Annotated in this window: 14 protein-coding genes; all 14 read left to right on the top strand. The window is 72.6% G+C overall.

All coding sequences use genetic code 11. From position 1 onward, the window contains the following. Window positions 1–587 (top strand): DUF5941 domain-containing protein (locus SZN_RS10725; RefSeq protein WP_007494154.1); only part of this gene is annotated, 587 nt, incomplete at its 5' end. Further along, window positions 584–1,336, top strand: a complete 753-nt coding sequence (locus tag SZN_RS10720) for a phosphocholine cytidylyltransferase family protein (RefSeq protein WP_007494153.1) — start codon at window positions 584–586, stop codon at window positions 1,334–1,336. The genes SZN_RS10725 and SZN_RS10720, both read left to right, overlap by 4 nt. Next, the gene (locus SZN_RS10715; RefSeq protein ID WP_007494151.1) at window positions 1,324–2,385 is read left to right on the top strand and encodes an iron-containing alcohol dehydrogenase family protein; all 1,062 of its coding nucleotides are present in this window, start codon (window positions 1,324–1,326) and stop codon (window positions 2,383–2,385) included. Before SZN_RS10720 ends, SZN_RS10715 begins: the two co-directional genes overlap by 13 nt. Further along, the gene (locus tag SZN_RS10710; RefSeq protein WP_078508525.1) at window positions 2,363–3,142 is read left to right on the top strand and encodes a CDP-alcohol phosphatidyltransferase family protein; all 780 of its coding nucleotides are present in this window, start codon (window positions 2,363–2,365) and stop codon (window positions 3,140–3,142) included. Before SZN_RS10715 ends, SZN_RS10710 begins: the two co-directional genes overlap by 23 nt. 5 nt (window positions 3,143–3,147) lie before the next feature. Further along, window positions 3,148–4,020, top strand: a complete 873-nt coding sequence (locus SZN_RS10705) for a glycosyltransferase family 2 protein (RefSeq protein ID WP_007494147.1) — start codon at window positions 3,148–3,150, stop codon at window positions 4,018–4,020. Between the two features lie 98 nt (window positions 4,021–4,118). Beyond that, a complete protein-coding gene (locus SZN_RS10700) occupies window positions 4,119–5,048 on the top strand; it encodes an ABC transporter permease (RefSeq protein WP_007494145.1) in 930 nt (309 codons plus the stop codon). Then, on the top strand, window positions 5,041–5,820 hold the full coding sequence (locus tag SZN_RS10695) for an ABC transporter ATP-binding protein (protein ID WP_007494143.1): 780 nt from the start codon (window positions 5,041–5,043) through the stop codon (window positions 5,818–5,820). Before SZN_RS10700 ends, SZN_RS10695 begins: the two co-directional genes overlap by 8 nt. Before the next feature lie 386 nt (window positions 5,821–6,206). After that, entirely contained in the window at window positions 6,207–7,106 is a 900-nt protein-coding gene (hpnC, locus tag SZN_RS10690; protein ID WP_007494141.1) for a squalene synthase HpnC, read from the top strand. Then, the gene (hpnD, locus tag SZN_RS10685) at window positions 7,103–8,053 is read left to right on the top strand and encodes a presqualene diphosphate synthase HpnD (RefSeq protein ID WP_007494139.1); all 951 of its coding nucleotides are present in this window, start codon (window positions 7,103–7,105) and stop codon (window positions 8,051–8,053) included. The genes hpnC and hpnD overlap by 4 nt, the downstream gene beginning before the upstream one ends. Continuing rightward, a complete protein-coding gene (locus SZN_RS43460) occupies window positions 8,053–8,196 on the top strand; it encodes a DUF6380 family protein (protein WP_425274424.1) in 144 nt (47 codons plus the stop codon). Before hpnD ends, SZN_RS43460 begins: the two co-directional genes overlap by 1 nt. Next, window positions 8,193–9,620 carry a hydroxysqualene dehydroxylase HpnE gene (gene hpnE / locus SZN_RS10680; RefSeq protein WP_007494137.1) on the top strand — a complete coding sequence of 476 codons (1,428 nt, stop codon included), beginning with the start codon at window positions 8,193–8,195 and terminating at the stop codon, window positions 9,618–9,620. The genes SZN_RS43460 and hpnE overlap by 4 nt, the downstream gene beginning before the upstream one ends. Window positions 9,621–9,682: 62 nt before the next feature. Next, the gene (locus SZN_RS10675; RefSeq protein ID WP_043729828.1) at window positions 9,683–10,756 is read left to right on the top strand and encodes a polyprenyl synthetase family protein; all 1,074 of its coding nucleotides are present in this window, start codon (window positions 9,683–9,685) and stop codon (window positions 10,754–10,756) included. A 142-nt stretch (window positions 10,757–10,898) separates the two neighbouring features. Beyond that, window positions 10,899–12,914 (top strand): squalene--hopene cyclase, encoded by a 2,016-nt coding sequence (gene shc, locus SZN_RS10670; RefSeq protein ID WP_007494134.1) that lies wholly within the window; start codon window positions 10,899–10,901, stop codon window positions 12,912–12,914. Further along, complete coding sequence (locus SZN_RS10665; protein ID WP_007494132.1) at window positions 12,914–13,555, top strand: phosphorylase family protein; 642 nt, start codon at window positions 12,914–12,916, stop codon at window positions 13,553–13,555. Before shc ends, SZN_RS10665 begins: the two co-directional genes overlap by 1 nt. The last annotated feature ends 4 nt before the right edge of the window (window positions 13,556–13,559 follow it).

The raw sequence follows: 13,559 nt of genomic DNA, 5'->3' as shown, positions 1-13,559 counted from the left end.
AGGCCCTCGCGCGGCCCCTCGGCACGGCGGCCCGCCGGCTCCCCGCCTTCGCCGTCCCCGCCGCGGCCCTGCTCGGCGGCGCCGCGGTCGTCGCCACGGCGGCCCTCACCGGCCCCGGCGGGCCCTGGCCGGTCCTCGCCGCACTCCTCTACACCGCGACCTCGGCGCTCGCCGTCGCCCGCCCCCTCAAGGGCGCCCTCGACTGGCTGGTCCCGCCCGTCTTCCGGGCGGCCGAATACGGCACCGTCCTCGCCCTCGCCGCCGTCGCCGGGGTGAACGGAGCACTTCCTGCGGCTTTCGGCCTGGTGGCGGCCGTCGCCTACCATCACTACGACACGGTGTACCGCATCCGCGGCGACGCAGGTGCGCCCCCGGCCTGGCTGGTGCGCGCCATCGGGGGACACGAAGGGCGGACCCTGCTCGTCACCGTCCTGGCCGCCGCGCTCACCGCCGCGCAGCTCACGGTCGCGCTCACGGTCCTCGCCGTGGCCGTGGCCCTCGTGGTGCTCGCCGAGAGCATCCGCTTCTGGGTGGCCGCTCACCTGGGCGGCGCGCCCGCCGTACACGATGAAGGAGAACCCGCATGATCGGCCTCGTGCTGGCGGCCGGCGCCGGACGGCGTCTGCGCCCCTACACCGACAGCCTTCCGAAGGCGCTGGTGCCGGTGGGTCCCGCGGGCATAGAGGGCGAACCCACGGTTCTCGACCTCACCCTCGCCAACTTCGCCGAGATCGGCCTCACCGAGGTCGCGGTCATCGTCGGCTACCGCAAGGAAGCCGTCTACGCGCGCAAGGCGGCGCTGGAGGCCGCGTACGGCCTCAAGCTCACCCTCATCGACAACGACAAGGCCGAGGAGTGGAACAACGCCTACTCCCTGTGGTGCGGCCGTGACGCCCTCAAGGACGGCGTGATCCTCGCCAACGGCGACACCGTGCACCCGGTCTCCGTCGAGAAGACGCTGCTCGCCGCCCGCGGCGAGGGCAGGAGGATCATCCTCGCGCTCGACACCGTCAAGGACCTCGCCGACGAGGAGATGAAGGTCGTCGCCGACCCGGCCCGGGGCATGACGAAGATCACCAAGCTGATGGACCCCGCCGAGGCCACCGGCGAGTACATCGGGGTGACCCTCATCGAGGGCGACGCCGCCCCCGAACTGGCCGACGCCCTGAAGACGGTGTGGGAGACCGACCCGCAGCAGTTCTACGAGCACGGCTACCAGGAGCTCGTGAACCGCGGCTTCCGTATCGACGTGGCGCCGATCGGCGACGTCAAGTGGGTGGAGATCGACAACCACGACGATCTCGCCCGCGGACGGGAGATCGCGTGCCAGTACTGACCCGCCTGATCCCCTCGCCGGTCGTCGTGGACATCCGCCAGGGTGCCCTCGACGACCTGGCCTGCGTCCTCGCCGACGAGCGCATCTCGCCCTCCGGCAAGCTGGCCGTCGCCGTCAGCAACGGCTCCGGCGCCCGGCTCAGGGAGCGGCTCGCCCCCGCGCTGCCCGGCGCCTCCTGGTACCAGGTCGGCGGCGGCACCCTCGACGACGCGGTCCGGCTGGCCGGCGACATAAGGGCCGGCCACTACGACGCGGTCGTCGGCCTCGGCGGCGGCAAGATCATCGACTGCGCCAAGTTCGCGGCGGCCCGCGTCGGCCTGCCGCTCGTCGCCGTACCGACGAACCTGGCCCACGACGGCCTGTGCTCGCCGGTCGCCACCCTCGACAACGACGCCGGGCGCGGCTCCTACGGTGTGCCGAACCCGATCGCGGTCGTGATCGACCTCGACGTCATCCACGCCTCCCCGGCCCGCTTCGTGCGCGCCGGCATCGGCGACGCCGTCTCCAACATCTCCGCGATCGCCGACTGGGAACTCGCCCACCGGGTCAGGGGCGAGAAGATCGACGGCCTCGCCGCCGCGATCGCCCGCCAGGCCGGCGAGGCGGTGCTGCGCCACCCCGGCGGCATAGGGGACACCGGCTTCCTCCAGGTGCTCGCCGAGGCCCTGGTCCTCAGCGGCATCGCCATGTCCGTGTCGGGCGACTCCCGCCCCTCCTCCGGCGCCTGCCACGAGATCAACCACGCCTTCGACCTGCTGTTCCCCCAGCGCGCGGCCGCCCACGGCGAGCAGTGCGGCCTGGGCGCGGCCTTCGCGATGTATCTGCGCGGGGCGCACGAGGAGTCGGCGTACATGGCCCAGGTGCTGCGCCGGCACGGGCTGCCGGTGCTGCCGGGGGAGATCGGCTTCACGGACGACGAGTTCGTCCGGGCGGTGGAGTTCGCTCCGCAGACCCGGCCGGGCCGTTACACGATCCTCGAACATCTCGACCTGACAACCGACCAGATCAAGGACGTCTACGCCGACTATGTCAAGGCCATCGGTAGCTGAACTCCGTCCGGTCGTCCACCCCGCAGGGGTCAAGGACCGGCGCAGCGGTGAGCACTGGATGGGGCGCCTCTACATGCGCGAGGTGTCCCTGCGGGTCGACCGCTACCTGGTGAACACCAGGGTCACACCCAACCAGCTCACGTACCTGATGACCGTCTTCGGCGTGCTCGCGGCCCCGGCACTCCTCGTGCCGGGGATCCCGGGCGCCGTGCTGGGCGTGGTGTGCGTCCAGCTGTATCTGCTGCTGGACTGCGTCGACGGCGAGATCGCCCGCTGGAAGAAGCAGTACTCCCTCAGCGGCGTCTACCTCGACCGCGTCGGCGCCTACCTCACCGACGCCGCCGTCCTCGTCGGCTTCGGGCTGCGCGCCGCCGACCTGTGGGGCAGCGGCCGTATCGACTGGCTGTGGGCGTTCCTCGGCACCCTCGCCGCCCTCGGCGCCATCCTGATCAAGGCCGAGACCGACCTCGTCGGGGTCGCCCGCCACCAGACCGGCAAGGAGCCGGTGAAGGAGGCCGCCGCCGAGATGCGCTCCTCGGGCATGGCGCTGGCCCGCAGGGCCGCCGCCGCCCTGAAGTTCCACCGGCTGGTCCTCGGCATCGAGGCGTCCCTGCTGATCCTCGTCCTGGCCGTCGCCGACCAGGTCCGCGGCGACCTGTTCTTCTCCCGCCTCGGCGTCGCGGTGCTCGCCGGGATCGCGCTGCTGCAGACCCTGCTGCACCTCGTGTCGATCCTCGCCTCCAGCAGGCTGAAGTGAGTGCCATGAAGGTCGGCGCGGTCGTCATCACCATGGGCAACCGCCCCGAGGAACTGCGGGCCCTGATCGACTCCGTCGCCAAGCAGGACGGCGACCCGGTCGAGGTGGTCGTGGTCGGCAACGGCTCGCCCGTCCCGGACGTCCCCGAGGGCGTCCGCACCATCGAGCTGCCCGAGAACCTCGGCATCCCCGGCGGCCGCAACGTCGGCATCGAGGCGTTCGGCCCCGGCGGCCGCGACGCCGACGTCCTGCTCTTCCTCGACGACGACGGCCTCCTCGCCCAGCACGACACCGCCGAGCTGTGCCGCGCCGCCTTCACCGCCGACCCGGGCCTCGGCATCGTGAGCTTCCGCATCGCCGACCCCGAAACCGGCGTCACCCAGCGCCGCCACGTCCCCCGGCTGCGGGCCTCCGACCCGATGCGCTCCTCCCGGGTCACCACCTTCCTCGGCGGCGCCAACGCCGTCCGCACGCGGGTCTTCGCCGAGGTCGGCGCCCTGCCGGACGAGTTCTTCTACGCCCATGAGGAGACCGACCTGGCCTGGCGGGCCCTGGACGCCGGCTGGATGATCGACTACCGCTCCGACATGGTGCTGTACCACCCGACGACCGCGCCCTCCCGGCACGCGGTCTACCACCGCATGGTCGCCCGCAACCGCGTCTGGCTCGCCCGCCGCAACCTCCCCGCCCCCCTCGTCCCGGTCTATCTCGGCGTCTGGATGCTGCTGACGCTGCTGCGCCGCCCCTCCCGGCCCGCCCTGAAGGCGTGGTTCGGCGGATTCCGCGAAGGCTGGGCCACCTCCTGCGGTCCCCGCAGGCCCATGAAGTGGCGTACGGTGTGGCGGCTGACTCGACTGGGCCGGCCCCCTGTCATCTGACAAGCTCGACCCGGAGAGCCACCAGGCCGCGCACCCCGGCCGCAGGTACATGCCATGCCCACACAGGCGCTGTGCATCTCGAGGACGAAAGTTTCAAGGTGAGTGAGACAACGCACGACGGCTCGGTCGCGGTGAGCGCGCCTCCGTCGCCCGACGAGGGACTTCCGGCGGCCCGGCTGGCGGCCAAGTACGGGCTGTCCGTGAGCGGCGCCCGGCCCTCGCTGTTCGAGTACGTCCGCCAGCTCCGCGACCGGCGGCACTTCATCCTCGCGTTCTCGCGGGCGAAGCTGACCGCCCAGTACAGCCAGGCCAAGCTCGGCCAGCTCTGGCAGGTCGCCACCCCGCTGCTGAACGCGGCCGTGTACTTCCTCATCTTCGGCCTGATCCTCCAGGCCGACCGGGGCATGTCACGCGAGGTCTACGTGCCCTTCCTGGTCACGGGCGTCTTCGTGTTCACCTTCACCCAGAGCTCGGTAATGGCGGGCGTGCGGGCGATCTCGGGCAACCTCGGCCTGGTGCGCGCCCTGCACTTCCCCCGGGCCTCGCTGCCGATCTCCTTCGCGCTCCAGCAGCTCCAGCAACTGCTGTTCTCGATGGTCGTCCTGTTCGCCGTCGCGGTGGCCTTCGGCAGCTATCCGGCCATGTCCTGGCTGCTGATCGTCCCGGTGCTGGTGCTGCAGTTCCTCTTCAACACCGGCCTCGCGCTGATCATGGCCCGCGCGGGCGCCAAGACCCCGGACCTCGCCCAGCTCATGCCGTTCGTGATGCGGACGTGGATGTACGCGTCCGGCGTGATGTTCTCCATCCCGATCATGCTGGAGGGCAAGCCGGAGTGGATCGCGACGATCCTCCAGTGGAACCCGGCCGCGATCTACATGGACCTGATGCGCTTCGCCCTCATCGACGGGTACGGCTCCGCCAACCTCCCCGACCACGTGTGGGCGGCGGCCCTGGGCTGGGCCGTGCTCTTCCTCGTCGGCGGCTTCGTGTACTTCTGGAAGGCGGAGGAGAGGTACGGCCGTGGCTGAGCACACGCAGGGGGAGTTCGTCCCCACCGTCATCGCCGACGAGCTGCACATCGTGTACCGCGTCAACGGCGCCAAGAGCGGCAAGGGCAGCGCCACCGCCGCCCTGAGCCGCATCCTCAGGCGCGGTGAGGAGCGCGGGGTGCGCAAGGTGCACGCCGTGCGCGGCGTCTCCTTCACCGCCTACCGCGGCGAGGCCGTCGGCCTGATCGGCTCCAACGGCTCCGGCAAGTCCACCCTGCTGCGGGCCATCGCCGGCCTGCTCCCGGCGGAGAAGGGCAAGGTCTACACCGACGGCCAGCCCTCGCTGCTCGGTGTCAACGCGGCACTGATGAACGACCTCACCGGAGAGCGCAACGTCATATTGGGCGGGCTCGCCATGGGCATGACCCGCGAGCAGATCAAGGACCGCTACCAGGGGATCGTCGACTTCTCCGGCATCAACGAGAAGGGCGACTTCATCACCCTTCCCATGCGGACCTACTCCTCCGGCATGGCGGCCCGCCTGCGCTTCTCCATCGCCGCGGCCAAGGACCACGACGTCCTCATGATCGACGAGGCCCTGGCCACCGGTGACCGCAAGTTCCAGAAGCGCTCCGAGGAGCGCATCCGCGAGCTGCGCAAGGAAGCCGGCACGGTGTTCCTGGTCAGCCACAACAACAAGTCGATCCGCGACACCTGCAACCGCGTCCTGTGGCTGGAACGCGGCGAGCTCCGGATGGACGGACCGACGGACGAGGTCATCAAGGAGTACGAGAAGTTCACGGGCAAGTAGTCCACCCACGGGTCCGCCGAGCGGCCCATGGCGCTTCGCGGGGCCCCGCCGGAACTGTTCCGGCGGGGCCCCGCGTCTGCGAAGGAAACGTCAACTCCCGCTGATCCGCGGAATCTTGGCGCCAACGGGTGTGTTCTTGTGCGGTACGGGACCCCCCACGGGCCGGGCCGCCTTGTACAACGTAAGCTGTACCGGTACCGAAACGCGGCAAGTGGGGCGATTGGGCGCGACCCCGCTCTTCGGGCTGCGTGCGCGGACATCCGGGCGGCGTGTCCGAAATAGTGTGCATTGGGTCCGCGGTGTAGAACGGGAGATGTGACGGCAATGGCTACGGAAAATCCCCAGCTCCGCGCAGAGCGTGCCGTAGCCGCGACGGGCGGTCCCCGGTGACCGCTCCCGACACGCGCGCCGCCGACCCGGTGCGCGGCACGCTGGACAAGGCAGCCGTGGAGAACTTCCCCGTGGCGCCGTTCTTCCTGCCCAGGGCCTGGCGCGCCGACCTCATGGCCGTCTACGGCTTCGCCCGCCTCGTGGACGACATCGGTGACGGCGACCTCGCCGCCGGCGGCGCCGACGCCCGGCTGCTCGGCGCGGCCCCCGAGGACGCCGACGACCGCCTCGTCCTCCTCGACGCCTGCGAGGCCGACCTGCGGCGCGTCTTCGACGGCACCCCGCGCCACCCCCTGCTGCGCCGCCTGCAGCCGACGGTCCGCCGCTGCTCGCTGACCCCCGAGCCCTTCCTCGGCCTGATCGCCGCCAACCGCCAGGACCAGCTGGTGGGCCGCTACGAGACCTACGACGACCTGCTTGCCTACTGCGAACTCTCGGCCAACCCCGTCGGCCGGCTCGTGCTCGCCGTCACCGGCACCGCGACGCCCGAGCGCATCCGCCGCTCCGACGCGGTGTGCACCGCGCTCCAGATCGTCGAGCACCTCCAGGACGTCGCCGAGGACCTCGGCCGTGACCGGATCTATCTGCCGGCCGAGGACATGAAGCGGTTCCACGTGGAGGAAAACGACCTGGCCCAAAAAACCGCCGGCGCATCGGTGCGCGCGCTGATCGCGTACGAGACCGAACGCGCCCGGAGCCTCCTGGATGAAGGCGCCCCGCTCGTGGGTAGCGTCCACGGCAGGCTCAGGCTGCTGCTCGCGGGCTTCGTGGCGGGGGGGAAGGCGGCGATCGGGGCGATCGCGGCCGCCGAATACGACGTACTGCCCGGTCCGCCCAAGGCAGGCAAGCTCCGGCTGCTGCGCGAGGCGGGCGTGACTCTGCGAGGAGAGGGGTGATCCGGGCCGTGGAGTCTGCACCACTCGTGTCCGCACCGGTACTCGCCGCCTACAGCTACTGCGAGGCCGTGACCGGACAGCAGGCCCGGAACTTCGCCTACGGCATCAGGCTGCTGCCGACGCCGAAGCGCCGGGCGATGTCGGCGCTCTACGCGTTCTCGCGCCGCGTCGACGACATCGGCGACGGCGCACTGCCCGGCGACGTCAAGGCCGCCCGGCTGGAGGACACCCGGGAGCTGCTGACGCGGGTCCGCGAGCACGAGGTCGACGAGGACGACACCGACCCGGTGGCCGTCGCCCTCGCCCACGCCGCCGACGCCTTCCCGATCCCGCTGGGCGGCCTCGACGAACTCATCGACGGCGTCCTGATGGACGTACGCGGCGAGACCTACGAGACCTGGGACGACCTGAAGGTCTACTGCCGCTGTGTCGCGGGCGCCATCGGGCGGCTCTCGCTCGGGGTCTTCGGCACCGAACCCCACGCGCGCGGCATCGAACGCGCCTCCGAGTACGCCGACACGCTCGGCCTGGCGCTCCAGCTCACCAACATCCTCCGGGACGTCCGCGAGGACGCGGAGGGCGGACGCACCTATCTGCCCTCCGACGACCTCGCCAAGTTCGGCTGCTCGGCCGGCTTCGACGGGCCGACCCCGCCGCAGGGCTCCGACTTCGCGGGCCTCGTGCACTTCGAAGTGCGGCGGGCCCGCGCCCTCTTCGCCGAGGGCTACCGGCTGCTCCCCATGCTCGACCGCCGCAGCGGCGCCTGCGTCGCCGCCATGGCGGGCATCTACCGCCGCCTCCTCGACCGCATCGAGCGCGAGCCCGAGGCCGTGCTGCGCGGCCGGGTCTCGCTGCCCGGCCGGGAGAAGGCGTTCGTCGCCGTGCGCGGCCTGTCAGGACTGGACACCCGGCACGTCACCCGCCGAGCCGTCAGGAGGCGCACCTGATGGACAGCGCGGTCCGGGGTGATGCCGGCGGTGGGAAGCGGCGGGCAACCGTCCGCGGCCGGTCCGCGTCCCTGAGTGGGACGAGCGGCCGTGCGGCCTTCGAGCGGCGGCACGGCGCTCGTACGGGGGAGGGCGCACGATGACCGACGGCACACGGCCCCGCGGGCCGCACGCGGACTCGGCGCAGCGCTCCGGGCCCGACGCCGTCGTCATCGGCGGCGGGCTCGCCGGGGTCACCGCCGCGCTCGCGCTCGCCGACGCCGGAGTGCGCGTCACCCTGGTCGAGGGCCGGCCCCGGCTCGGCGGCCTCGCCTTCTCCTTCCGGCGCGGCGCGCTGAGGGTCGACAACGGACAGCACGTCTACCTGCGCTGCTGCACCGCCTACCGCTGGTTCCTCGACCGTATCGAGGGCACGGCGCTCGCCCCCCTGCAGGAACGTCTCGACGTGCCCGTCGTCGACCTGGACCGCCCCGAGGGGCGGCGCCTCGGCAGACTGCGGCGCGACGCCCTGCCCGTGCCCCTGCACCTGGGCCGGTCCCTGGCGGCCTATCCGCATCTCTCCCTCGCCGAGCGCGCCAGGGTCGGGCGGGCCGCGCTCGCGCTCAAGGGACTCGACCCCGCCGACCCGGACCTGGACGCACAGGACTTCGGCAGCTGGCTGACCGCGCACGGCCAGTCGGCACGCGCCGTCGAGGCGCTGTGGGACCTGGTCGGGGTCGCCACCCTCAACGCGGTCGCGGGCGACGCCTCGCTGGGGCTCGCCGCGATGGTGTTCAAGACGGGTCTGCTGTCCGACCCGGGCGCGGCCGACATCGGCTGGGCCCGGGTGCCGCTGGGCGACCTGCACGACCGCCTCGCGCGCAAGGCGCTCGACTCCGCGGGAGTGCGTACCGAGGTCCGTACCCGGGCCACCTCCGTCCGCCGGGAGGACGACGGGCGCTGGTACGTGGAGGTTCCCGGCGAGACGCTGTCCGCGGACGCGGTCGTCCTCGCCGCCGCCCAGCGCGAGGCCCACGCGCTGCTGCCCGAGGGCGCCCTCGACGATCCCGGGCGGCTGCTGGAGATCGGCACCGCGCCGATCCTCAACGTCCACGTCGTGTACGACCGCACGGTGGTCTCCGCCCCCTTCTTCACCGCCCTCGGCACCCCGGTGCAGTGGGTGTTCGACCGCACCGCGGCCTCCGGGCTCGGGGACGGCCAGTACCTCGCCCTGTCCCAGTCCGCCGCGCAGGACGAGATCGACGAACCCGTCTCGGTCCTGCGCGAGCGCTATCTGCCCGAACTGCGGCGGCTGCTGCCCCGCGCGCGCGAGGCGCGGGTGCGGGACTTCTTCGTGACCAGGGAGCGTACGGCGACGTTCGCTCCGACCCCCGGCGTCGGGCGGCTGCGGCCCGGCGCCCGCACCAATGTTCCCGGCCTCTACCTGGCCGGGGCGTGGACCGCCACAGGGTGGCCCGCGACCATGGAGGGTGCGGTCCGCAGCGGCGTGAGCGCGGCCGGCGCCGCGCTGGGCGCCCTGGGCCGGCCCCGCCCCCGCCCTCTCTTCGACGTCGAGGAGGCGGCGTGATGCTCCACGAGCGCGCGGCGGCAGGCTCCCGCACCCCCGGCACCGCAACAAGAGGAGAGAACGTGCCCACTGTCCCCCCGGCCTCCAAGGCCGCTCGAGAGGCCGCGGTGGACGTCACCGCGCTCCTGGAGCGCGGTAGGACCCTGGCCACGCCGGTACTGCGGGCGGCCGTCGACCGTCTCGCCCCTCCCATGGACACCGTCTCCGCCTACCACTTCGGCTGGATCGACGCCGACGGCCGCCCCACGGCCGGCGACGGCGGCAAGGCCGTGCGCCCCGCCCTCGCGGTGCTCTCCGCCGAGGTCACCGGCGCCGGACCGGAGACCGGCATCCCCGGCGCGGTCGCCGTCGAACTCGTCCACAACTTCTCCCTGCTGCACGACGACCTGATGGACGGCGACGAGCAGCGCCGCCACCGCGACACCGTATGGAAGGTGCACGGACCCGCCCAGGCGATCCTCGTCGGCGACGCCCTGTTCGCCCTCGCCAACGAACTCCTGCTGGAACTGGGCACCGTCGAGGCCGGCCGCGCCACCCGCCGGCTGACCACCGCCACCCGCGCCCTGATCGACGGCCAGGCCCAGGACATCTCCTACGAGCACCGCGACCGCGTCAGCGTCGAGGAGTGCCTGGAGATGGAGGGCAACAAGACCGGCGCCCTGCTCGCCTGCGCCAGCTCCATCGGCGCGGTCCTCGGCGGCGCCGACGACCGCACCGCCGACGCCCTGGAGCGCTACGGCTACCACCTGGGCCTCGCCTTCCAGGCCGTCGACGACCTCCTCGGCATCTGGGGCGACCCGGTCTCCACCGGCAAGCAGACCTGGAGCGACCTGCGCCAGCGCAAGAAGTCGCTGCCCGTCGTGGCCGCGCTCGCGGAGGGCGGCAAGGCGTCGCTGCGGCTGGGCGAGATCCTCGCCGCCGACGCCAGGAGCAGCGACTTCGCCACCTTCTCCGAGGAGGAGTTCGCCGCGCGCGCGGCCCTCATCGAGGAGGCGGGCGGGCGCGAGTGGACGGCCGGTGAGGCCCGCCGTCAGCACGCCGTCGCCGTCGAGGCCCTCGACGCCGTCGACATGCCCGAGCGGGTCCGGGCGCAGTTCACGGCGCTCGCCGACTTCGTCGTCGTACGAAAGAGATGATCCCCTCCCGGCGAGAAGAGATGATCGGTATCGGTCGAATAGCCCTCGCGTAGTCGCCGGCCGGTGCGGCGTGAGTCCAGCGCACCGGCCGACGGCGGACCCGTAGCAGACGCACCACCAAGCACTGCACGAAGGGGAAGCCATGACAGCGACGACCGACGGAAGCGCCGGGGCCCTGCGTCCCCGGGCAGCCGCGGCCAGCGACACCGACCCACAGACCCCCGTGGCGGCCGGGGTGCACGAAGCCGCCGTGCGCGCGGTCGGCCGCGCCACCGACCTCCTGCTGGCCCAGCAGGACGCCCAGGGCTGGTGGAAGGGCGACCTCGAGACGAACGTCACCATGGACGCCGAGGACCTGCTGCTCCGTCAGTTCATCGGCATCCGGGACGAGGCCACGACCCGGGCCGCCGGGCTGTTCATCCGGGGCGAGCAGCGCGAGGACGGCACCTGGGCGACCTTCTACGGCGGCCCCGGCGAACTCTCCGCCACCATCGAGGCGTACGTCGCCCTGCGGCTGGCCGGGGACCCGCCCGACGCGCCGCACATGGCCAGGGCCGCCGCCTGGATCCGCGATCGGGGCGGCATCGCCGAGGCCCGTGTCTTCACCCGGATCTGGCTGGCCCTGTTCGGCTGGTGGAAGTGGGAAGACCTGCCCGAACTCCCGCCAGAACTCATCTACTTCCCCACCTGGGTGCCGCTCAACATCTACGACTTCGGCTGCTGGGCCCGGCAGACCATCGTCCCGCTGACGATCGTCTCCGCCCAGCGGCCGGTCCGTCCCGCACCCTTTCCGCTCGACGAGCTGCACACCGATCCCGCGCATCCCAACCCGACCAAGCCCCTTGCCCCGGTGGCCAGTTGGGACGGCGCCTTCCAGCGGATGGACAAGGTGCTGCACCGGCTGCGCAAGGTCGCCCCGCGCGGACTGCGCAGAGCCGCCATGAACAGCGCGGCCCGCTGGATCATCGAGCGCCAGGAGAACGACGGCTGCTGGGGCGGCATCCAGCCCCCGGCGGTGTACTCGGTCATCGCGCTGCACCTGCTCGGCTACGACCTCCAGCACCCCGTGATGCGCGCGGGACTGGCGTCCCTGGACCGTTTCGCCGTCTGGCGCGAGGACGGCGCCCGGATGATCGAGGCGTGCCAGTCGCCGGTCTGGGACACCTGCCTCGCGACGATCGCCCTCGTGGACGCGGGAGTCCCGCCCGACCACCCGCAACTCGTCCGGGCCGCCGACTGGATGCTCGGCGAGGAGATCGTCCGCCGCGGCGACTGGGCCGTACGCCGGCCCGGACTGCCCCCCGGCGGCTGGGCGTTCGAGTTCCACAACGACAACTACCCCGACATCGACGACACCGCCGAGGTGGTCCTCGCGCTGCGCCGGGTCCGCCACCCCGACCGGGAGCGGATGGAGCGGGCGATCGGGCGCGGCGTGCGCTGGAGCCTCGGCATGCAGTCCCGGGACGGGGGCTGGGGCGCCTTCGACGTCGACAACACCAGCCCCTTCCCCAACCGGCTGCCGTTCTGCGACTTCGGCGAGGTCATCGACCCGCCCTCGGCCGACGTCACCGCGCACGTCGTGGAGATGCTGGCGGTCGAGGGCCTGACCCGCGACCCGCGCACCCGGCGCGGCGTGCGCTGGCTGCTCGCCGAACAGGAGCCGGACGGCTCGTGGTTCGGGCGCTGGGGGGTCAACTACGTCTACGGCACCGGCTCCGTCGTACCCGCCCTGGTCGCGGCCGGCCTCCCCGGGACGCACCCCGCGATCCGCCGGGCCGTCGGCTGGCTGGAGTCCGTCCAGAACGACGACGGCGGCTGGGGCGAGGACCTGCGCTCCTACCGGCACGCCGGGGAGTGGAGCGGCAAGGGCGCCTCGACCGCCTCCCAGACCGCGTGGGCGCTGATGGCGCTCCTCGCGGCGGGGGAGAAGGACTCCACGGCGGTCGAACGGGGCGTCGCGTGGCTCGCGGCCACCCAGCGGGCGGACGGCTCCTGGGACGAGCCGTACTTCACCGGCACCGGCTTCCCCTCGGACTTCTCGATCAACTACCACCTCTACCGGCAGGTCTTCCCGCTCACCGCGCTCGGCCGCTATGTGTACGGGGAGCCCTTCGCCGACCGGGCGGAGGGCCCGCTCACCGAGGCCAAGGGGGCCTGATGAGCCCGCAGCCCGCCCCCGCCCCGCTGCTGATCGCCTGCGCGCTCGGTATCGAGCAGTTCGCCCTGCGCACGAGCGAGCGCGGGGACGCCGGCGGACCGGTGACGGTCCTGCGCACCGGCATGGGCCCCCGGGCGGCGGAGCGCTCGGTGTCCCGGGTGCTGGCCGACCCCGCGCTCGGCGGGGCCGCCGTGCTCGCCACCGGGTTCTGCGCGGGGCTCGCGCCCGGGATGCACCCGGGCGACCTCGTCGTCGCCGAGGAGACCCGTGATCCGGCGGGGACCGTCGCCTGCGTCGGGACGGACCTCCTCGTGAAGGAACTCACGCGGTCCCTCCCGGGCCGCACCGTCCACACCGGTCCGCTCACCGGATCGGATCACGTCGTGCGCGGCCCGGAGCGCGGCGATCTGCTCGCGACCGGCGCGATCGCGGCCGACATGGAGTCCGCGGCCACGCTCCTGAGCGCCGTGCGGACGGGCGAGCGCCCGGTTGCGGCCGTCCGGGTGGTCGTGGACGCTCCAGAACACGAACTCGTCCGGATCGGAACGCTGCGCGGTGGAATATCGGCTTTCCGCGTTCTTCGCTCCGTTCTGCCCGCTTTCCATGAATGGCACCGTTCCTTGCTGCTCCCCAGGAGGTGAGCCA

The organism is Streptomyces zinciresistens K42 (assembly GCF_000225525.1).
Lineage (GTDB): Bacteria > Actinomycetota > Actinomycetes > Streptomycetales > Streptomycetaceae > Streptomyces > Streptomyces zinciresistens.
The sequence above is the reverse complement of the archived record's forward strand: the minus strand, read 5'-3'. Positions and strand labels throughout refer to the sequence as shown.